Source organism: Patescibacteria group bacterium (genome assembly GCA_041674405.1).
Classification (GTDB): Bacteria; Patescibacteriota; UBA1384; order XYA2-FULL-43-10; family XYA2-FULL-43-10; genus JBAYVT01.
Genome location: JBAYVT010000005.1, coordinates 22,572 through 42,735, shown reverse-complemented (window position 1 = coordinate 42,735; position 20,164 = coordinate 22,572). Strand labels below are relative to the sequence as shown.

General features: G+C 40.6%; 18 protein-coding genes. 2 read left to right on the top strand and 16 right to left on the bottom strand.

The window, feature by feature from the left end; translation table 11 throughout:
* Window positions 1-4 precede the first annotated feature (4 nt).
* Window positions 5-1,027, top strand: a complete 1,023-nt coding sequence (locus WC080_03850; protein MFA7244393.1) for an HTH domain-containing protein — start codon at window positions 5-7, stop codon at window positions 1,025-1,027.
* 45 nt (window positions 1,028-1,072) lie between these two features.
* A complete protein-coding gene (locus WC080_03845; GenBank protein ID MFA7244392.1) occupies window positions 1,073-4,234 on the top strand; it encodes a DUF87 domain-containing protein in 3,162 nt (1,053 codons plus the stop codon).
* A gap of 438 nt (window positions 4,235-4,672) precedes the next feature.
* Here WC080_03845 and WC080_03840 read toward each other — a convergent pair whose 3' ends face one another.
* From WC080_03840 to WC080_03765, 16 genes are all read right to left on the bottom strand, one after another.
* Entirely contained in the window at window positions 4,673-5,032 is a 360-nt protein-coding gene (locus tag WC080_03840) for a small basic family protein (GenBank protein MFA7244391.1), read from the bottom strand.
* Window positions 5,033-5,177: 145 nt separating this feature from the next.
* Window positions 5,178-6,071 carry a protein translocase subunit SecF gene (gene secF / locus WC080_03835; protein ID MFA7244390.1) on the bottom strand — a complete coding sequence of 298 codons (894 nt, stop codon included), beginning with the start codon at window positions 6,069-6,071 and terminating at the stop codon, window positions 5,178-5,180.
* A complete protein-coding gene (gene secD, locus WC080_03830) occupies window positions 6,064-7,359 on the bottom strand; it encodes a protein translocase subunit SecD (GenBank protein MFA7244389.1) in 1,296 nt (431 codons plus the stop codon). The genes secF and secD overlap by 8 nt, the downstream gene beginning before the upstream one ends.
* Before the next feature lie 52 nt (window positions 7,360-7,411).
* Window positions 7,412-8,044, bottom strand: a complete 633-nt coding sequence (locus WC080_03825) for a hypothetical protein (GenBank protein ID MFA7244388.1) — start codon at window positions 8,042-8,044, stop codon at window positions 7,412-7,414.
* Window positions 8,045-8,125: 81 nt separating this feature from the next.
* Complete coding sequence (locus WC080_03820) at window positions 8,126-9,088, bottom strand: RluA family pseudouridine synthase (protein ID MFA7244387.1); 963 nt, start codon at window positions 9,086-9,088, stop codon at window positions 8,126-8,128.
* On the bottom strand, window positions 9,078-10,223 hold the full coding sequence (locus WC080_03815; GenBank protein ID MFA7244386.1) for a DNA recombination protein RmuC: 1,146 nt from the start codon (window positions 10,221-10,223) through the stop codon (window positions 9,078-9,080). Before WC080_03815 ends, WC080_03820 begins: the two co-directional genes overlap by 11 nt.
* A 121-nt stretch (window positions 10,224-10,344) precedes the next feature.
* Window positions 10,345-13,287, bottom strand: coding sequence for an ATP-dependent DNA helicase (locus WC080_03810; protein ID MFA7244385.1), 2,943 nt, complete (start codon window positions 13,285-13,287; stop codon window positions 10,345-10,347).
* Between the two features lie 485 nt (window positions 13,288-13,772).
* Window positions 13,773-14,297, bottom strand: coding sequence for a hypothetical protein (locus WC080_03805; protein ID MFA7244384.1), 525 nt, complete (start codon window positions 14,295-14,297; stop codon window positions 13,773-13,775).
* A gap of 273 nt (window positions 14,298-14,570) precedes the next feature.
* Entirely contained in the window at window positions 14,571-14,906 is a 336-nt protein-coding gene (gene trxA / locus WC080_03800) for a thioredoxin (protein ID MFA7244383.1), read from the bottom strand.
* A 9-nt stretch (window positions 14,907-14,915) separates the two neighbouring features.
* Window positions 14,916-15,365: a transcriptional regulator NrdR gene (nrdR, locus tag WC080_03795; GenBank protein ID MFA7244382.1), complete on the bottom strand. Its 450-nt coding sequence runs from the start codon at window positions 15,363-15,365 to the stop codon at window positions 14,916-14,918.
* A 191-nt stretch (window positions 15,366-15,556) separates the two neighbouring features.
* Window positions 15,557-16,708 (bottom strand): cell division protein FtsZ, encoded by a 1,152-nt coding sequence (ftsZ, locus tag WC080_03790; protein MFA7244381.1) that lies wholly within the window; start codon window positions 16,706-16,708, stop codon window positions 15,557-15,559.
* A 31-nt stretch (window positions 16,709-16,739) separates the two neighbouring features.
* Window positions 16,740-17,969: a cell division protein FtsA gene (ftsA, locus tag WC080_03785; protein ID MFA7244380.1), complete on the bottom strand. Its 1,230-nt coding sequence runs from the start codon at window positions 17,967-17,969 to the stop codon at window positions 16,740-16,742.
* A gap of 98 nt (window positions 17,970-18,067) precedes the next feature.
* Window positions 18,068-18,442, bottom strand: a complete 375-nt coding sequence (locus WC080_03780) for a diacylglycerol kinase family protein (GenBank protein ID MFA7244379.1) — start codon at window positions 18,440-18,442, stop codon at window positions 18,068-18,070.
* Complete coding sequence (ybeY, locus tag WC080_03775) at window positions 18,439-18,816, bottom strand: rRNA maturation RNase YbeY (protein MFA7244378.1); 378 nt, start codon at window positions 18,814-18,816, stop codon at window positions 18,439-18,441. Before ybeY ends, WC080_03780 begins: the two co-directional genes overlap by 4 nt.
* Window positions 18,813-19,733 (bottom strand): HDIG domain-containing metalloprotein, encoded by a 921-nt coding sequence (locus WC080_03770; protein ID MFA7244377.1) that lies wholly within the window; start codon window positions 19,731-19,733, stop codon window positions 18,813-18,815. Before WC080_03770 ends, ybeY begins: the two co-directional genes overlap by 4 nt.
* Window positions 19,734-20,162 carry a GatB/YqeY domain-containing protein gene (locus WC080_03765; GenBank protein ID MFA7244376.1) on the bottom strand — a complete coding sequence of 143 codons (429 nt, stop codon included), beginning with the start codon at window positions 20,160-20,162 and terminating at the stop codon, window positions 19,734-19,736. It lies immediately after the preceding gene.
* Window positions 20,163-20,164 lie beyond the last annotated feature (2 nt).

Below are 20,164 nucleotides of genomic sequence, written 5' to 3'. Positions count from 1 at the left end.
CAAGATGGAAAAAATCAGGTCGGCAAAAACTATTATTGACAAGGCGACATCAGGGCTTAAAGAAAAAGAAGCCCTGGTCATTCGTGGTCGTTTCGGAATTGATGGCAGGGGGAGAACTCTATCATCTATTGGCAGAGATTTGCACCTATCGCGAGAAAGAATCAGGCAAATTGAAAAAGAAGGGCTTAAAAAAGTTGCTAAGTATATTGCCGAAGAGAACTCTGCTCTTGCCGGTGACATTTTGGGAGAAATCAAAACACAAGGTATTATTCACAAAGAGGATATAGCGGCGAAAGTACTAGAAAGCCAGGCTCTTGCAAAAGACGAGGAAATAAACTCGTTGAACTTGATTATTAAAGTTGTTCCCGAAGTTCAAGCAATCGAAAAACATGACGAATTACATGAAAGCTGGATTTTGAATGATTTATCCAAAGATGAAGTAATTAAAATTCTTCGCGATTGGGCAAATTATTTAAAGAAACAGAAAAGCCCCCAAAAGTTAGATATATTAATTGATGCACACCCGAATCACAAAGTTCATAAAATTTCATTTTTGTCATATTTGCCGAGAATTTCAAAAAAAATTGTTGAGGACTACGAAGGATCTCTTGGTCTTTCCGAATGGCCGGAAGTCAACCCAAGAACGGTCAGGGATAAAATTTACTACGTTCTTCGCAAAAATAAAAAACCGATGCATTTTACCGATATTGCAAAGGTAATCTCAGAAGAACAATTTGATAAGAAAAAAGTAGTTCCCGCAACTGTTCACAACGAACTCATTGCCGACGCTCGTTTTGTGTTGATTGGCCGCGGCATATACGCACTAAAAGAGTGGGGATACGCCCCGGGAACGGTTAAAGATATCATAATTGCCGTTTTGAAGCAGGAAGACGGCGCTATGGATTTCTCAGATATTTACAAGGAAGTTTTGAAACAACGCCAAGTAAGAAAAAATACAGTTCTTATCAATCTGCAAAACCAAAGCGAATTTAAGAAAATTGGATCAAGTAAATATATCCTGGCATAATTCACTTTTAATTAAAGTGCAATTCATGATAAAATTGGTATCAGGATGGCAATATTTTTATATTTCTTATATTTAGTGCTAATTCTGGGGGGAGTATATACACTCTTGCAGTTTTTTAAGATTCGCCAAAATGAACGGCGCCTTTCGTGGCTTTCGTCCCAGGAATACACAATAATCAGAATTGATGTTCCTAGAAACAATGAAAAAGCACCGCTTGCTGCTGAGCAAATGTTTGCTTCGATTCATGGCATTTATTCGGAGAATGCTCTCTTTCAAAACCATATGTCTTTTGAGATTGTTGCAAAGGATAAATATATTCAGTTTTATGTATTTGTCCCGAAACACTTAAAGGAATTTGTGGAGGGACAAGTTTATGCTCAATATCCGACGGTTGAAATTCATGAAGTTTCTGATTATATTTCCGAAATTGGAGATGGCAAGGTGCATTTTGCCGGAACGGAGCTAAAAGTGACCAAGCCAGATGTTTATCCGATTAAGCTTTTCTCTGATTTTGAAGTTGACCCGATATCTGGTATTACCTCGGTAATGTCAAAATTGAACCCTGGCGAACAAGTCTGGATGCAAATTTTGATTCGTCCGGTGGGGGATGAGTGGCAGGATAGGGGAAATAAGTTAATTTCAGCTGTGCGCTCCGGCAAGAAACAGGGAGCAGGTGGTGTAATCTCTAAGATCTTTGGTATGTTCGGCAACGTTTTGAAAATGATTTTTGTTCAGGCCGTTACCCCTGGAGCGGAAATCGCGGCTCCCGGTGAAAATAAGGTAGAGCTCCCAGGAACTGTCGAAGATGCCCTTAAGTCCATCGAAATGAAAATCATGAAACTCGGATTTGCTACCAAGATTAGAATTATGTCGATTTCGCAAGATGAAGTATCGGCGAAGGTTAAAACCCAGAGCATTGCTGCGGCTTTCAAGCAGTTTAACACCACAAATCTAAATGGGTTCAAGAGCGGCGATATCGAAATCGATCACCATGAATTTTGGCAAGATTATTGTGGCAGAGTGTTTGAGGATGAGGGATATGTTTTCAATATCGGAGAACTCGCATCTCTTTATCACTTTCCCCACAAATCGGTAGAGACGCCCAATATTGTCTGGTCCGGATCAAAGAAAGGGGAGCCGCCAGCGAATTTGCCACTTTCGGAAAATACCCCTCCTGAAGATTTGACAGTAATAGGGGAGACAACTTTTCGAAATATCCATCGGCGTTTTGGTATCAAACGGGATGATCGCAGGCGACACATATATGTAATTGGTAAGTCTGGTACGGGTAAATCAGTATTTTTAGAGAATATGGCGGTTGATGATGTTCTTGAAAATAGGGGAGTAATAATCGTCGATCCACATGGTGAGTTTGCAGAAAAAGTATTAGCTTGCGTCCCCGATAATCGAGTTGAAGATGTGGTTGTGTTTGATCCGGCTGATAGAGCTTACCCGATTGCATTTAACCTTCTGGAACATGTGGAAGATGATTTTAAGGGAATGGTCGCATCCGGATTCGTCGGTATTTTCAAAAAGATCTTTGGAAATTCCTGGGGACCGAGGCTTGAACATATACTTCGCAATACTGTCCTTGCTCTTCTTGATTATCCGAACTCAACAATGCTTGATATTCCAAAAATGCTTACTGAAACAAGATTTCGCGAAAGAGTTGTTGAGGCGGTGAAGGACCCCGTTATTCGCGAGTTCTGGACTATGGAATTTGCACAATACGACAGCAAGTTCAGGACCGAGGCGGTTTCGCCGATTTTGAATAAAGTCGGCCAGTTTTTGTCAACAGCTACAATTAGAAATATCGTTGGCCAGCCTAAATCTACGCTAGATATCCGACAAATTATGGATGAAGAAAAAATAATGGTGGTCAATTTGTCTCGAGGTAAAATAGGTGAGGATAACTCTGCGCTACTGGGGGCAATGCTTATTACAAAAATTCAGCTTGCTGCAATGAGCCGCGCCGATGTCACTGTTGACAAAAGACCTGATTGCTATCTTTATGTTGATGAGTTTCAGAATTTTGCGACTGAGTCTTTCGCTGTGATCTTGTCTGAAGCTCGAAAATATCATCTTAACCTAAATATCGCCAACCAATACATTACCCAAATGCCGGAAGAGGTGAGAGACGCGGTTTTCGGCAATGCTGGTACGATTATTTCCTTTAGGGTTGGCGGGACAGACGCCGATTATCTAGTAAAAGAATTCGAACCGGTTTTTGATGCTAATGATTTGGTGAATTTGGATAAGTTCAACATATACATCAAGCTTTTAATAGATGGTGTTTCTGCTCCAGCGTTTTCTGCCAGAACTTTGCCTCCACGGATGGAACTTACTGGCAATGCCGAGAAAATTATTGATCTGTCCCATAAAAAATATTCTGCAACACGAGGGGAGGTGGAGCAGGCGATAGAAGACCGCGGAAAAAAGGAACAGGAGGAGGCAAAGAAAGAGGCCGAAGCGTTTAAAGAAGGCGGCCTTGAAGCTCTTTTGACAATGAAAAAACCAGAAGAAAAACCGATCACTGCCCCAGGTATTGAAGAATATAAACCCGCAGAAAAGGCCGAGGAAAAACCGACGGAAACAAAAGTAGCACCAAAACCCGTCTCAGCAGAGCCTGTTATTGAAAAAGAATTACCGGAGAAAGTTGTTGAGCAATCCGAACCCAAAGAGGAGGAGGCTGATTCAGCTGAGGCGAAGGAAAGCAAACCTCGCATTTTTAGATATCAAAACATTATCGGAGATAAAATCTATAAAGAGCAAACCGCCAGGGGCGGAGTGAAATGGTACATGGGTGAAGATATTGATGAAGAAAAAATGGCAGAAACAGGGGTGGAAATTACACCCGCCGGCCTCAAAATGATTGAATTGAATGAGAAGATAAAAGATTCCTTGAAAAAAGAAGATAAAAAAGAGGGGACTGGAAAAAAGAAAAAAGAAAAAAATAAGCCCCAAAATAACAAGGGTGGAAATTCTACAAAAAAGGATGTCTCCGTTGTAAATAATGTTGGCATTTTGAAAGAAGAGAATTCTGTGGTACCGGTCGGGGAGAGTACCAGCCTTGAAATTGCTCCGGAAATAAAACCAGTACCGACTAGGACCTCTGTCGTCGACGAAAAAGATGACGGGAGCTTAACCGCAAGCAAAGACAATAGTAGCGCAGATGATCTAGAAGAGGGCAAAGCTGTACAACTCTAATTCTCAGTTTGTAGTTTGTAGTCCTTAGTTCTTTGAATAGCCCAAAGTGGTAGCGCCTGAAAAATGGCGTTTTTTAATTTTTTAGGTAATGGCGGGGGAGTGCTCAAAATCGACGGATATTTTTTTATTTATTCTTGACCGAAATGTTTTCCTTCCGGAAAAAGAAAATTGAAATATAAAAGGGAAAATAGATTGCTGAATTTTTTCAAGTTTTTTTTGTAGTTTTTATGAAATATTTTTAATTATTGAAATTCGCGGTGCACTTAAACGGATTGGATTAAATTTCAATAAACGACGCATAACATACATAATGCGTCGTAATATACTTTTTAGCTTCAAATCTACCCTATTCATGCCTCAAAAAAAGCACAAAATACGATCAAAAACCCCTAGAATGCCCCAGGATGAATTAATAGATTAATGATGGTAAATTATACCTTATTCGCTCTTGTTTCGCTTGCTTGCGCGCCAATGGTCTATTGTGGTAGTTCTAATAATGCCAAGGTTTAGGAAAATGCGAATCGTAAAGGCAATAAGTATTGCCAGGTAGAGATCAAGATTGAGCTTGTCACCGAAGTATGTAATAAGGACAGCCATAGCCATATTGAAAGCAAGGCCAGTAATAAAAATAATTGTATCGTATTTTCCTTCCACCTGAGCGCGAATAGCACCGAAAACAGAATCAAGCATTCCGAGAATTGCTACAGCAGTATATCTGGCATATTCGGTCGGAATATCAATTTTGAGGAATGCTCCGAATACGAGACCAAGAATTAAACCAAGAATTATTAAGTACATTTTTCTCCGCAAATATTTTACAAAATATTTTTCCTAATATATTTCCTAATATATTTCATCGGCAGGTGCAAAAACTTACGAAAAATAAATAATAATATATTTTGCTCGATTTTCTTCACCACTCCCCTATTTTGGGATACTGAGATTAACTTTCTTGGTTAACTTTGTGCCACGAAACTGCAAGTGGGGCGGCAACGAAAATCGAGGAATATGTTCCAATGAACATTCCGATCAAGAGCGTAAGCACCAAATGGCGGACTGATTCGGCCCCAAGCAAAAATAGTGCCAGAAGGACCAGGATTGCTGTGAGTGAAGTATTGATCGACCGCGCCAGAGTTTGATTAACAGATTTCTCGGCAATTAAACCAAAAGATTCGTGTGGATTTTTAATAAAATTCTCTCGCAATCTGTCATAGATAACAATAGTGTCATGAACAGAAAAGCCCATCACTGTAAGGAGGGCAGTAATAAACAACGAGTCGACCTGCATCCATGTAAAAAAGTGTCCTATCAAAGCAAAAATTCCGACGGTAATTAAAAGGTCATGAATAATTGCCAAAACAGCGAGAACGCCGAACTTCCAGGGGCTTAGTGGCTTTGGCAATCTTCTGAAGGCGTAAGCGATGTAGAAAATGATACCCAAAGAGGCAAAAATAACTGCCAGGACCGCCTTGTTTGTTAGATCTCGGCCAATTGTTGGTCCAATAGTATCGAAGCTAGTCTCTTGAATGTCAGAAATTTTCGTTTGTAATTTAGACAAAATGTTTGATTCTGTCCCCTGCTCCATTGCTGGCGCCTTGACAGTAATTTCATTATCTCCGCTTTTTGCAATTTGTGGGGAATCAATTCCAGCAGCTTTGTATTCCTCGGCGATCAAATTTTCCGCTGACGGGTCGTTTGTTTTGAATACTGCAATCGAACCACCGGTAAAATCAATGCCGACACGCAGTTTAAAAACAAACAAAAAAATGATGGCTAAAACAATCATCAGCCCGGAAATTATATACCAAAGTTTTCTATCTCTAATAATTTTAAACATTTAGCCACCTTCTTGCGTTCGTTTGTGAAATTAAAAGCATAAATGTTCTAGTGACGGTAACAGCGGTAAACATGCTGACAATAACGCCAATTAAAAGAGTGAGCGCAAAGCCGCGAACCGAGCCGGAACCAAATACATAAAGGATAATACAAGTGATGATTGAAGAAAAGTTTGAGTCTCTGATCGAAGACCAGGCGCGGACAAAGCCGTCGCGAATCGCCAGATTGTTGTCTTTACCTGATTTTAGTTCCTCCTTCATCCTTTCAAAAATCAAAATGTTGGCATCAACAGCCATACCGACTGAAAGAATAAAACCGGCAATACCCGCAAGGCTCAATGTTACCGGAATAATTTTAAACAAGGCCATCGACAGGGTGGCATAAATTGCCAAGGCGACAATTGCCAAAAGTCCGGGAAATTTGTAATAAATTAACATAAAGAGTGTCAGAACCAAAAAACCGATTATTGCGGCAACAATGCTTTTTTTCAAGCTGCCTTCCCCTAGGGATGCACCAATGTTTTTCTGGGCGACGAGTTGAGCAGAGATTGGGAGTGAACCTTCTTTTAATCGGCTAGCAAGCTCCTGTGCTTCCTTGATGTCTTTTTGGCCGGTAATTATTGCCTGTCCGTCGGTAATTTCTACTTGGACATTTGGGGCAGAAATTATACGATTGTCTAGGACTATAGCAATTTGCTTATTTAAATTCTCTTTTGTTAGTTTGGCAAATTTTTCTTTGCCCGCACTATCAAATGTTAATGACACAACCGGCTCGGACTGAACAGAGCTTTGAGAATTTTGAAAAGTAGCATCCGTCTTAGAGGCAATAAGATTACGGCCGGTTAAATCGGTAGCTTTCCAATATCCGGGATAAGTATAGTCTTCGGAATAAGCTTGGAGTTGAAGGCCTCCTTCTTCAGCAGTTGACTGGGTCATAAACACCAATTCGTAAGTCTCGCCGATTTTTTGGACGGCTTCGTCAATATTTCTTATTCCTGGAAGTTCAATAAGAATCCGGTCGGTTCCGGTGGTCTGAATTGTGGGCTCTCCTACTCCGAGGCGGTCAATTCGATTGCGAAAGACATTTTTTAAATTCGTAAGGTCGGTAGTCTTGTTTGTAGATTGTGATAGGTCAGCCTGATAAATTAGCTCCGTGCCGCCTTGCAAATCCAAGCCAAGGAGAGCTTTAACTTTTTCACCCGAAAGTGCGCTTTTTGGAATATCAATAAAAACTGCCAGAGCAGTTAATGCGATAATAAACCCGAAGATAATCCAAAGATTTTTTCTCATCAAAAATATTTTACCTTATTGCTAAAATTGAATCAATAACTAGTTTGAAGTACTAGTTTCCTATCACTGGATAAATAGAAAGTTTACCTTCCCTTAAAATCTTAGGGAAAATATCTTCTTCGAGCATGGAAAATCCCTTTGGAATATATGAAAATATTTCGGGTTCGAGAAGATAAACCCCCTCAAAAGATTTGATGTCATTTGTGGCGATGGTTACCGATGAATTTCCGGCTTTGTGGAAATCAAGGAACATCTTGTAATCTAGCTCCATTTTATTTTTTAGGTTAATAACAATAAAATTCTTTTTTATAGCAGGCTTTAGGGGCAAAATAGCTCCACCGGTACCTTCACCTTTATCAAGATATGTTAATTTCAGACCGAAATCCTTGCCATCTTTTAGTTCGGCTTTTACTTTTTCTCCTTGATACCCAATTGCAATAATTACATCTTTGAGCCCAATTTTTTTCAATCGCAGTAATGAATCTTTTATTGCAGGCAGTGATTTTTCCGGTTTATCTCCACCGGCCAAAATAATTGCATCCGATATTGTATCAAGGCCCAAAATATCTGAGATTAGGGATTCGATTGCATGAGATCGGTTTCGAAGCCTGACGCCATCAATTCTCTTATCAATCGCTTTAAGAATATCTTCTTTTATTGAGATCGTAATTCTTTCTCGATTCATAAAAAATCCTTTCTTGATTAGATAACAAAAGGATAGCATATACCTTTTTGGCGGTCAAATAGAGTATGAAAAAATATGATATTAGCTCAATTTATCAATTACAGACTGGAAGTCGTCTGGAATTGGAGCGGAGAAGGTCCTGGCCTTAGCATCACCGGGCAATGTAATTGAAAGCTCTTTTGCATGGAGCATTTGGCGTTGAATATTTAATTCGTGTGATAAAGTAATACTACTTTTGTTTCCATAGACTGCGTCTCCCATCACGGGGTTACCCATTTCCTTCGCTTGCACCCGGATTTGGTGGGTTCGGCCAGTTTTGATATCAAATTCAATCAGAGAGATTTGTTCCTTTAGGTGCCTATAAGAATGTATCAGACAAAAATTAGATATGGCTTGTTTGCCTTTGGTCTCCCCTACATCAGCAATGAGCTTTCTGTTTTTGGGGTGTCGCCCGAGATAATTTATGAGCACTCCTTTTTCGTTTTTCGGCCAACCAAAACATAGTGCCCAGTACTTCTTTACAACATTTCTGTTTTGGATTTGCCGTGAAAGCGAATGCATTGCTTTCGTATTTTTTGCAACAATCAAAACTCCCGAAGTGTCCTTGTCTAGCCGATGAACGAGCCCTGGGCGTATCTTCGAAACTTCAGAATTCTTGTCATATACAGCCTTTTTGATCATAGGAAAATGATAAATAAGCGCATTAACCAGAGTTCCTTCTTTATTTCCGGCGGCAGGATGGACCACGAGGCCGGGCTGTTTATTTATCACGATCACGTCATCATTCTCAAATAAAATGTCGAGCTTAATATCAGCCGGTTTTAGGTCATATTCAGCACTGGATTCAATAAAATCGATTTCTATTAGATCGCTAGAAATCAGTTTGTGGCTTGGTTTAATTTGTTCACCATTGACAAATACTTTTCCCGATGTAATAAGATTCTGAAAATAAGCCCGTGAGTATTCCGGGTACTTGTCAGCAAGAAAAGCATCAGCCCTTTTGCTATGAGAATTATCAAAATTGATAAAAACTTTATTCTTCATCGGAAGCTATTTTCTTAATATCTGTATCCCCTGCCTCGATGATATTATGGCTTTTAATTTTATCGACTACGCTTGATAATTTTTTATCCCGTGTATTTGCTACTAAATCAAATTGCCTTGAGGTCGAAGATATGCGATCGCCCAGTGTATCCACGGCAGCCGAATATTTTTGATATTCGCTGTCGAATTGTTGAATTAAACCGATAATATGTTGCAGATTCTCTTGATATTGAAAATTTTGATATGCTTGCTTCACCATACGCAAAATTGCCGTAAAGCTGAATGGCCCGGCTAGCACGACCTTTTTCCTCATTGCCTCTTCCCAAACATCGTTCATCTTGTCATATATTAATGAAAATATCATTTCGTTGGGAATAAAAAGAATGACAAAATCAACTGTTTTTTCTGCGGGGTTGATGTAGTCACGCGTGCATACTTGTTTAATTTTATTTTTGACATCCTGTTTGAAATCCCGCATAAAGCGTTCTTTCTCGGTTTTGGACTGCGCCTCAACGTATTTAACAAGTGAATTATACGGAAACTTGGCATCGATATTAATTTTTGTTTTATCAGGCAATAATATCGTAAAATCCGGCCGGGTAGATTCCGTTTTTTGTGTTTCATTGCGAGTATAGCTTTGCCCAATCACAAACCCAGCCATCTTTAAGAGATCTTCGGCAACTTGTTCGCCGAAAGCTCCCCTCATCTGGTTGTTGGATAGGAGCTCCTTTAGTTTGTCGGTTGAAAGCTTCAGGTCTCCAGTAATTTCTTTATAAGACTTAAGCTCGTTCTGCAGTGCGGAAAATGATCTTAAACGTTCATCATCGCTTTTTGTAATCCGTTCTTCGTTCTTGCGGATATCTTTGCGAATTTCATCGATTAGGCTTGAAATGGCCGATTTTTTGCCCTCAAGGTCGGTTTTGATCTCATTTTTTTCAGCATTGAGCATTTCTTTTGATAATTCGATAAGCCTTTTGGAATTCATGTCGAGTGCTTCATTTGCCAGCCTGGATATTCTATCGTCAAGGCTTGAATCGTGTATAGAATTGCGTTTTCTAATCAAAACATTAGCAATAACGGTACCAATTATTGCGGCAAGAAATACGGCTATGATTATTAAGATTGTGTTGGTCATATTTCCTTCGGAATTTAATTACAAACAAAGTAATTATATCAGATAAATAATCCCGAACAAATACCAAACACATAATAGTCAAAAGTCTATGAAGTTCGTCAAGTCCATAAAGTATTTAAAGTCAAATCGCATCCGGACAGATATCCTTATAGGGGCAGTTTTTGCAGTTGTTATAATCAGGCTTGGCGTTCATGATATTCTTGCGGATTCCGTCGGCAACATCAAAAATCATGTCCTTGGTTTTTGTAAGATCCGCTTCTTTGAAGAATATTTCTCCTTTCAGCCCTGATTCGATGAAGTGAAGAGTTGTTTTTGGGATGGTTTTATATTTTTCATACCAAGCCAAGGCATAAATCATCATCTGGGTAGAATCTTTGATTCTGCGATCGGCGTCTTTCTGTGTAAGGACACTCGAGGTCTTGAAATCGCGGATTTCGGCATTATCACCTGTTCTATAAACAAGGTCATAGCGTCCATTTATTTTGACATTGTTTTCGCAAAACTCAAAAATCTTTTCAACCTCGGTCGGGATCAAATTCTCCGCTCGATCTTCATCGTAGAATTTGGAAAGCGTCTCTATCCCCTGCTTCTTACGCAGTTCTTCCTGTTCGCGAGTTATGAAGCCGACATTGCGGAATGCCTGATTATAATCTTCGAGAAGCTGTGAGAGCGTCGGGTTTTCTCCTGAAATTTTGCGGCTGAAATAATGGTCGAGTGCGGCATGAACCGCTGTGCCGTACATTAAATAGTGATTTTCCAAAAGTGGTATTTTAATAATGTGGGCATAATAAAATTTCTTTGGACAAGAGTAATAGTCGTCAATTTGCTGACGAGAAAGTTTAATAATTTCAGATTTAAATTTATTGGGTAATTTAGCGTGATTTAACTCCAACTTTTTGAATCGTTCAATTTTTTCCAACGGTTTAAGTTTGTTTTTTAATTTTCCCGAATTTGGTTCATCAAGAAGTTCGAGTGCAAATTGGGATAATTTTTTTGCTCTTTTGCCGCCATAATCCTCGCCGGCTGTGAGGTAGAGATATTCTTTAGCTCTTGTTGCAGCAACATAAAACAGCCTTCGTTCTTCTTCGAGGTGAAAATCGCCTTCCGGTAGATGTTCGTGAATAAGATCCTCGGGTATCGGTAGTGGATCGCGCTTGTTGCGAGATGGAAATCGGTCGGCAACGCAATTTACAATGAAAACCACTGGCCACTCCAATCCTTTAGCGGCATGTGCGGTTAAAATATTAACCGCATCAATATCGGGATCAATGTCAGAAGAAATGACCTCGTCTCCAACCTCAAGAATCAATTCGAGGTTTTCCAAAAATTTCAGCACTCCCCTCTCGTTTGATGAATGATTGAATTCGGAGATTCGATCAAAAAATTTGGCAATATTATGTATTTTAAGCTCGTCCTCAACGCTTGGATTTTTACTCAGCTTCTTTAGATATTTTTTTTCTGTTAAATATTCATATAAAACTTCGCCCACAGGATCATTTTTACGATTGGCAAAATTGTCAATATCGTAAATCAATTCTACTAATTTATCTCTCTCGGATTCGCCAAAATTGAGCTCAGCTGGCTTACTTATATATGATTTAATGAGTGATTTTAAATATCTGTTTCCCCTCTTTGCCAAAGTGTAAAAATCGGCAATTGAGTCATGTGAGATTCCATATAATTCACTGGTGGCAAGCTGATAAAATGCAAGATTGTCATCAGTGTAAACTAGACATTTCAGAAATGAGACGAGCATTTTGATCTCTGGCTGCTCAAACAGCCCGGATGCACCGGAAAACATGTAGGGAATCCCCGACATGTTCAGAGATTGAATAAATGGCTCTGCTTGATTATTGGCGCGAACTAAAATAGCAAAATCATTATATTTATAACCTTCTTGGGCTTTAAGATTAGTAATTTTTTTGACCAAGGTATCAGCTTCACACGAAAGTGTATCACAAAACAAAAGTTCTGGACTTACCCCGTGTGTTTTAGAAATTAAACGTTTGTTAATTTTATTCTTAACTTCCAGGCGATCTGGATTGTTGTTTTGTATGAGTTTGTATGATGAATCCAAAATTTCTTGAGTTGAACGATAATTTGTATTTAGAACTACTTGGGTGGTGTTTTTGTAAGTTTCGGCAAAGTCCAAAATGTTTGAGATTGAGGCTCCGCGAAAACGATAAATTGATTGATCGTCATCACCAACGACCGTAATATTTTTATCCTTGGATGCCAGCAGCTTTATAATCTCATTTTGAGCATGATTTGTGTCTTGATATTCATCAACGAGAATATGTCTAAATCTTGTTTGGCATTCGGCGAGAACTTTTTTATTTTCCGAGAGTAATTTGTAGCTTAAGAAAATCTGATCCCCATAATCAAGATTTCCCGCCTGAATCATGAGATCACAATATCTCTGGTAGGCATGGGCAAGTTCGAGCGTTTTTTCTGCACCTGTCGGATCATCAAACTTGTGATCCCGAAGGGACCCCTTTGGGGTTTTGATTTTTGATTCTATTTTCTGTGCCCAAGAAACATAAGTTTCAGGTGTGATCAATTCGTCTTTTAATCGTGAGAAATGTGAAAGCATCGCTGAAATGTGTGATATCGGGTTCGCAACCGGTCGGAAATAATTGAGGTCAAATGCATAAATATTCTGCCTCATAAATATCGCCTGTTCCGTACCTGAAAGTACTTTGAAGTTGGCAGGAAGGCCGAGATCGATGGCAAAATCGCGCAAAAGCCTGTCGCCAAAGGCGTGGAAGGTAGATATCCACATATCGGTATATCCATAAGGAACAAGCTGGTCCACCCTCTCTTCCATCTCGGACGCGGCTTTTTCAGTAAATGTAAGGGCTAAAATTTCCGAAGGCTTGGCAAGTTTCTGTTCGATCAGATAAGCGATTCTGCGCGTGATTACACTCGTTTTACCTGTTCCTGCTCCGGCAATAATCAAAAGCGGGCCAGATTTATGGGTGACTGCTTTTTTCTGCTCGGTATTAAGCCCGTCTAGTATATTCGATGGACCACAGGATGAATTGAAATCGATTTTTTGCTGCATAGAATAATTATAGCAAGAAAGTAATTTTTTTACCCTTGTCGTGGAGTCTCTCGTTGGTGGAATAGCAATATTTGTGAATATGCTGATGAAATTTCCTTCAAGATCTTTGGATACAGAACGTAACACTTTTGTCGCGACCGCGGAAGAATTGCTACGTTTTCAAGGTTTAGTGTTGATGTTGAAGAAATTAAACATTATTGAGGTATATGTTTGATTGGGGTATTAGGGTGCAGGTAAATCAGTTCGATATTGAATCTTATCAAAATAGACGCAAAACGAGACCGCTATGGAGGGCGGTCTCGTTGGAAATCCCTGTTAAGCCCGGGAGAGGCTTTGTGACATCAGTGTCCGCTGCGTACGAATGGTGTACGATTGCGATCACTGACATGTACTCCGGCAGTTGGCTTTTCGATGAGCGGTACGCATGCCGTATATGAACGGTCGCGCGATACGCCTGTCTACTCAGACATTCTGCTGTGAGCGACTTAGTCGTCAATCGGAATCTGGTTAACGGCCTTGACAACAGCGCGTTTTTGCCGGATTCGTGCTACTGATTGCCGACGGCTGTCGCGCCAAGGCGACTGGGCGCGACGTTGGGAAGAAGACAATTCCCTTCCTGGCTTGACTCTGTTCTGCCGTAGCAGGCCAAAAGTGATGAGCCAGAGAAAGAACGCTCCCCAACCAACTGCACTAATCCACGGGCGGAAGCCACCAAGCACGAGGCCGTAGTAGCTCGCCCTTCCTTCGACCTTGGCAGCGGTGCTGCCGCGAACGAGGAATGACCTTTCGATGTTTGTGGGGGTTTCATCGTCGACCCACCACTCCCACTTGCACGCGTTGATACCGTGCCAAGGAGTGGAGTTGACGGTCAACTCCCACTTCCCGCCCATATCATGGGGCGGAAGGATGTTGTCGAGGATCTCTCCTCGAGGTGGGATGAAGGAAAGCCCGTAGGCTACCATGAATCCCACCAACCATGCAGCCAGTATGATCTTCACATAACGCATCATGCATCTTCCTTTGCTGTGTTGTTTGCTGCGACTTCAGGCTGTGCTGCCCATCGTATTTGGAATATTTCCATTCACGATGGGAAACGCAGCTTTGAAAAATCGAAAGCCCCGCCACCTTTGCAGGTTTTGGGGCCTTCAGATATAAAGAACCTTGACGCTCACCGGTTATTTTTTATACCGGAAATTGTCAACTCTTCCAAGATAACACAATTGTGAGACTTTGTCAATAGTATTATTTTACAACAGGCATGGTTTAAGCCTGCGATAGCTGGGCTATTTTAACAAATCTTTGACTTTTTCAACCAAACCTTCTTTGGCCATTGCGCCCATCATCCTGCCTTTTTCTTCCCCGCCCACAAACACTAGAAAGCTAGGCACCGACATCACGTGATACTTGGCGGCGATCTCCGGAGCATCATCGATATCAAGCTTGGCTGTTACAAACGAATCTTCCTCTTTTGCAATCTCGTCAAGAATCGGAGCCATCATTTGGCATGGTCCACACCAAGTTGCGGAGAAGTCAACCAGGGCTGGCTTGCCGCCATTTATAATCTCCTCAAAATTGTCTTTCCCGAGATGAATCAATTCATTGCCCTTTTTTTCATCCATTTGGCTCCTTTATTTATCTAAATTTAATTTTTCAGCTTCAACTTGAAATTTATTAGCACTGGCAAATTTTTTGTATACCGACAAAAATCTCAAATACGCCACGCCATCAATTGATTTTAACTTTTTGATTACAATATTTCCGATATCTTTTGAGCCAATTTCACGTTTCCCAGCCTTCATTAATTCAAGTTCAATTTCAGAAACAATTTCATCGATTTGTGGCTCAGAGAACGGGCGTTTTTCGAGTGCAATAGTTATGCCTTTTGCAAGTTTTGTTCGGCAGTATTCTTCACGCATTCCGTTGCGTTTTACAACTTTGAGTTTTGGAAGCTCGATGCGTTCATAAGTGGTAAATCTTGCTGAGCATGAAAGGCACTCTCGCCTCCTCCTCACAAATGAGATCTCATCTCGAGAGTCAAGAACGGATGTATCTGATTTTTTACAATAAGGGCACAACATAGTTTAGCTTAAAGTTAATAGCTTATAACCAATAGCCGAATGAAATTTTACCGTTCGTTTTTAGGCCCCAAAGGGCCCCCTTAGGGATTTTTAGTTTTCAGTTATTAGTTGTAGATATAGTTTAAAAAACTATATCTAGTATGTCAATACAAAAAATAGCCGTGTTTCAGGCTACTTTTTGTATATTGTAATTATTTGAGTTTTCGCCTTATAAATGCCGGGACTTCTAGTTCGTCTTCATCGTCTTCGTCCATTCCGCGATCAACTTTAGTTTCAGGCTCCATGGCGATCTGCGGTTCTCGTTCCTCGCGTCGGATTATTTGAGAAGAAGGAATTTCTGTTGGCCTGCTTTCTTGTAAGATTGGCGTGCGTTGAATTTTGGTGTGATCAGATTCAAAACCTGTGGCAATAACGGTGATCTTAACTTCTCCTTGCATAGCTTCGTCTATGATGGCGCCGAAAATAATATTTGCATCTGCATCTGCTGCTTCGGTAATCGCTTTGGCGGCTTCGTCGATTTCGTACATGCCGAGATCAGGGCCACCGGTAATATTAAAGAGAATTCCTTTTGCCCCGTCGATTGAAAGCTCTAGAAGAGGAGAATCGATTGCTGCACGTGCTGCTTCAATTGCCCTATTATCGCCTGATCCATGACCAATACCCATAAGAGCTGAACCCGCATCGGACATAATTGCCTTTACATCAGCGAAGTCAACATTGATAATGCCGTGTAAAGTAATGAGGTCAGCAATACCCTGAACACCTTGACGCAAAACATCATCTACTACTCCAAATGCGTCAAATAATGATGTTTTTTTGTCGATGACTTGAAGAAGCCTGTCGTTGGGAATGGTAATAATCGTGTCGACTTTATCTTTCATTTCGGAAATGCCAGTTTCAGCAATTTTTTTGCGTCTCTGCCCTTCAAACGAAAAAGGTTTTGTAACGACACCGACAGTGAGCGCTCCGAGTTCTTTTGCAATATCGGCGACGAATGGGGCTGCGCCAGTGCCAGTACCACCACCCATTCCGCAAGTAACAAATACCATATCGGCGCCCTTAAGGGCCTCGTACACCTCTTCTTTGTTTTCCTCAATCGCCTTTCGCCCAACCTCGGGATCTGCGCCTGCACCCAAACCCCTTGTAGTGTCTTTACCAATTTGAATTTTAACCGGGGATTCATTAAAGGCAAGGGCCTGCGCATCCGTATTAATAGCAATAAATTCCACGCCTCTAAGCTTGGAATTGATCATACGTGTAAGAACCGATCCTCCAGATCCGCCTACGCCAATAACCTTTATTACGGCAAAGTTCTCTAGTTCAGAACTTGGTTTTTCAACCATTGCGCCTCTTTCTTACCCCATCCGTTATTAATTATGGAAGAAATTGTTTCAGAAAATCTCGGGCTCTTTTAAGAGCTCCCGACATGTTATGTGTGTCAGCAAAAACGCGCGTATGTCCGCTTCCTTGCCCCCACAGCATCAAACCTACGCTTGTAGCATATACTGGATCATCTAGCTTGTCAACAAGTCCTTTGATCTCAGGAAGTGGGGTTCCGATCTGTGCCGGCAGACGCAATGTTTCCTTCGTAAGCTCAACCAATCCTTCGATTTTCGCGCCGCCGCCTGTTAGTATTACTCCAGCTGGAAGAGTGCCGTCTCTGCCGATAACCTTGAGCTTATCTTGAACAATCTGCAATATTTCATTTAACCTTGCCTCGATGATTTCGGAGACATATCTAACAGAAGCAACTCCCTCGTCTTTTTTGTCAAAAGTCGACAGCCGGACTTCTTCTTTTTCGGCAACTTTGTCAGGAAGAGCATAGCCGTGTTTGATTTTAAGAAGTTCCGCTACATCCAAACTTGTGCGAAGACCGATAGCAACGTCATTTGTAATATGAGACGAGCCAATAGGAATTACGCCACAGGATATCAAATCACCCTCTTCGAAAACGGCATATGATGTACCGGCTGAACCGATATCGATAAGAACGACGCCAATTTCCATTTGGCGCTTCGAAAGAAGTAATTTGGAGGTTGCAAGAGGTGAAAAAACCACTTCAACCGGTGTGAGACCGGATTGTTCCACACACTTTATCGTGCTCTTAATTGCATTTGTTGAGGTGGAGATAATGTGTGCGTCGAGCTCAAGCCTGATGCCTTGCATCCCAATCGGATCTTTAACCCCGTCTCGGCCATCGATTATGTAAGTTTTTGGAATAACATGCAGGACTTCTCTATTTGGTTTATTTGGAATAGCTCGTGCAGCTTCGATCACCCTCTCGATATCCGTCTCGGTTATTTCGCCATCAGCACGCGAAACAGCTATGACTCCCTTGCTATCTTCAGACTCGATATGGGCTCCGTCTATACCGATGACCGCAGAAGTAATTGGCATTCCAGCCATGCGCTCAGCTTCTTCGAGTGATGCGGATATAGCTGAGACTGTCTCTTCGATATCGACTATTGCCCCTTTTCTCATACCCTGATTTGGCGCTTTTCCGATTCCGATAATATCGACACCATTATCTTCAAATTTTCCGACACATGTTGTAACTTTAGTGCTGCCTATATCTAGTCCGACAGATATATTTTCTCTAGCCATAAACTCCCTCTCCAAATCAATTTTATAATTGAATATACAAAACCAGCGAAATGCTATCAGTTAAAGTCTACCTCATAGCCAAATTCTGTGCAAGGCATTTAGTGAACAATATCTCTTAGGTACGGTACAAAAATAATAAAGGCAACTACTGCGGCAATAACTGAAGCAATCAATACTGCGCCGGCCATGCCGTCTTTTACTCTAGCAATAATAGGATTATGGTTTTGGTCTATTAAATCGCACAGCTTTTCAAACGATGTGTTGATGATTTCCATGGCAAAGACCATAATTACGGCGATAAATAAAATTGCCGCTTCTACTCTGGTGATGCCAAATAAATATGCGAGAATCCCAGCAACAATGGTGAGCGTCAGGTGTATCCGTGCATTTTGTTCGGTAAGAAGCAGTCTGATTACGCCCCGAAACGCATAGTGAAAACTTCGAATAAATTTTTTAAAATCAAATCTTTTCATGTAATTTTTGCCTCTATTTCATCCCACTTACTTTGATTTGTTTCGTGGTCGTATCCAGTAAGATGAAGGAAACCATGTGAAAGTAGTTCTTCTGTGGTCTCTCCCCTATCTTTACCGATTTTTTCGCAAATAACAATCGATCCAAATATCGGAATATTTCCATTGATTGAAATCTGCGGAAAAGACAATACATCAGTTTCTTTATTAATTTTTCGAAAAGTTGAATTTAACTTCCGTATTTCATCTTCTGACACGAACACAATTTCGAGTATTGCGTCGGTTGTGGCGATTCCAATTTTTTTAGAGATATCATCAATAAATTCAACAATCTCTTTATTTTCTAGGCCTCCCTTGCCAATGATTTCGACTTTCATTCTTGTTCCAGTTTTATTCTTTGGTGGTATATTGCATCTAGTGATTCAATTAAAGAATTTTTAATTTTTGCAAGGTTTGTTTCGGAGATGTTTGCTCTACCAATTTGTTTCTCAGCAAGTTTTTCTTCGATTGTAGATTCAACTATTTTTTTGATTGTTGCATGTGATAAATTTTCTGAAGCCCTGGCTGCGGCTTCGACACAATCAGCCAACATTAAGATTACCGATTCTGGCGACTGAGGAACCGGACCGGGATAGCGAAAATCAGTTCGCTTGATTTTAAGGCCCCGCTCTTTTGCTTTTTCAAAGCAGTACAAGACCCGGGTGGTGCCATGGTGTTCGGCGATGAGATCGATGATTTCTTCAGGAAGTGAATTGTCTTTTGCAACCTTAATGCCTTCTGTGACGTGAGAGATAATTCTTTTTGCGATGTTACGAATATACTCTGCATTTTCATCTTGAGGGATTTCATTGTGAGATTGGTTCTCAATAAAGGTCCCTGGGTCTTTGAGCTTGCCGATGTCATGATAATACGATGCTGTGCGTACAAGAAGCGAATTAGCGCCGATTTTTCTAGCGGCATTTTGTGCGATATTTGAGACGTTCATGGAATGGTGGTATGTGCCAGGTGCTTTTTCCGCAAGCTTCATAAGGAGAGGATTGGATAAGTTTTGAACGGTTAGCATCCGGCGCAATGTGATCATTGCGTCTTTAACCGTAGTCGAAAGTATTGAGAGGCCGTATGAAATTATCACAGAAAATACAATTGCGAGAATCGCCATCAGAAGTATTCTTACGGCCAGGGAATCAAAATAATTATTAATCGAGTTAACAATTAAAAAAGAAACAAAAAACACGCACGCAAGAAGCATGGAAAAAACAGCAAGATATTTAATTTCTATTTTTATTTTTTTCATTTACTTGAGAACTTTGCGAACAACAGCAGAGACACGATTACCGTCAGCCTTGCCTGCTACTTGAGGCATCACGGCGCCCATAATTTTACCGAAGTCGCTCTCGTTTTCGGCAACTTTTCTAACTATCGCTTCGATCTCATCATCAGAAAGCTGGGTTGGTAAATACTTGTTCAAAATGTCGATTTCTGCCTTTTCTTTCTCTGAAAGATCAGGCCTTCCTCCCTTGTCGTATTCTGCTATTGAATCATTTCTCTGCTTGATTTCACGTTGGATAATCTTAATTACATCATCATCGCTTAGGCTGGTTTTTTGGGCTATTTCCTCGTTTTTAATTGAGCTTTTAAGCATTCTTAAAACGGATGATTTAGCTTCATCTTTATCTTTATAGGCAGCGATAAAATCGGTATTTATTTGCTCGCTTAAGGCCATAT